The organism is Micromonospora sp. KC606 (genome assembly GCF_004348675.1).
Lineage (GTDB): Bacteria > Actinomycetota > Actinomycetes > Mycobacteriales > Micromonosporaceae > Micromonospora.
In genome coordinates this window covers 1-1482 of the sequence record NZ_SMKN01000402.1, presented here as the reverse complement: position 1 = coordinate 1482, position 1482 = coordinate 1, and the positions used below count along the sequence as shown (strand labels likewise).

Below are 1482 nucleotides of genomic sequence, written 5' to 3'. Positions count from 1 at the left end.
GCCCCCGGACCGGCCCGCCGCGTTACCTTCGGACCGGACCGCCGCGTTACCCCCGGACCGGCCCGCCGCGTTACCTTCGGACCGGACCGCCGCGTTACCCCCGGACCGGCCCGCCGCGTTACCTTCGGACCGGCCCGCCGCGTTACCTTCGGACCGGCCCGCCACGTTACCTTCGGACCGGCCCGCCACGTTTCCGCCGGCCCGGGGAGAACGACGGTGACCGGCGTCTTCCGGCGCGCCCTGGGCGCGGACTTCGACCGGCTGCACCCCGAGTTACGCCGCCGCTTCGACGTCGGCGGCCGTGTCGACGCGGGCTGCGTGGGCACCGGCGTGATGGACCGGATCTGGCGCGGTCCGGCGTTCACCGTGCCGTTTCTGCGCCTGGGCACGCTGCGTCACCTGCTCTTCCCGGAGAGCGGCGTCGACGTGCCGTTCACCATCGAGAACTGGGCCTACACCGACTCGTACGGCCGGGCGACACTGACCTTCGTCCGCACCTTCCAGGTGAGCGCGCACCGACGGCGGCGGTTCGACGCGACGATGGTGTGGAGCCCCCGCCGGCAGATGCTGGTCGACTACCTGGGCACCCACCAGCACCTCGCCGTCGACCTGCACCCCGGCGTCGACGCCACCGGCGCGCTGACGATCCGCAGTGGGCTACAGCGGTTCCGGGGCGGGGTCCCCTGCCCGGCGGCGCTGACCGGCGAGGCCCGGCTGCGCGAGTGGTACGACGACCGCGCCGGCCGGTTCCGCATCGAGGTGGCGGTGACCAACCGGCGTCTCGGGCCGCTCTTCGGGTACGCGGGCAGCTTCACCGTGGCCTACGTCCCGGCGGGTGGTGCCCCGGTCCCCGCAGCGGTGCGACCGCTGCGGGAGAATCCTCGGGACTGACCGGGAGGACCTTGATGGCTGGCACCCGCCAGAAGCTCATCGACGGCGCGTTGGCGGCGATCCGCGCGCACGGCATCGCCGGCGTGTCGGCCCGCACCGTGGCGGCGGCCGCCGGGGTCAACCAGGCGCTGGTCTTCTACCATTTCGGCACCGTCGACGAGCTGCTCGCCGAGGCGTGCCGCAGCGTCACCGAGGCGCGGGTGGCGGTGTACCGGGACCGGTTCGCGGCCGTCCGGTCCCTGCGCGAACTGCTCGACGTGGGGCGGGACCTGCACGCGCAGGAACACGCCCAGGGCAACGTGGCGGTGCTGGCCCAGTTGCTCGCCGGGGCGCAGGCCGATGCCCGGCTGGCGGAGCCGACCGCCGCCGCGCTGCGGCTCTGGACGGCCGAGATCGAGGCGGTGCTGCGTCGGCTGCTGCGCGACTCGCCGGCCGCCCCGGTCGCCGAGCCGGCGGGGCTGGCCCGGGCGATCAGCGCCGCCTTCGTCGGCCTGGAGCTGTTCGAGGGCGTCGACGCGGCCGGCGCCCGCGACGCGCTGGCCGCCCTGGACCGGCTCGCCATCCTGGTCGAGGTCCTCGACGACCTCGGCC

2 protein-coding genes are annotated in these 1482 nt (G+C 75.2%); both read left to right on the top strand.

What is annotated here, in order from left to right:
• Positions 1–216 precede the first annotated feature (216 nt).
• Entirely contained in the window at positions 217–891 is a 675-nt protein-coding gene (locus E1193_RS31380) for a DUF4166 domain-containing protein (protein ID WP_132186736.1), read from the top strand.
• A gap of 14 nt (positions 892–905) precedes the next feature.
• Positions 906–1482: TetR family transcriptional regulator (locus E1193_RS31375; protein ID WP_132186735.1), on the top strand; the 577-nt coding region annotated here is incomplete at its 3' end.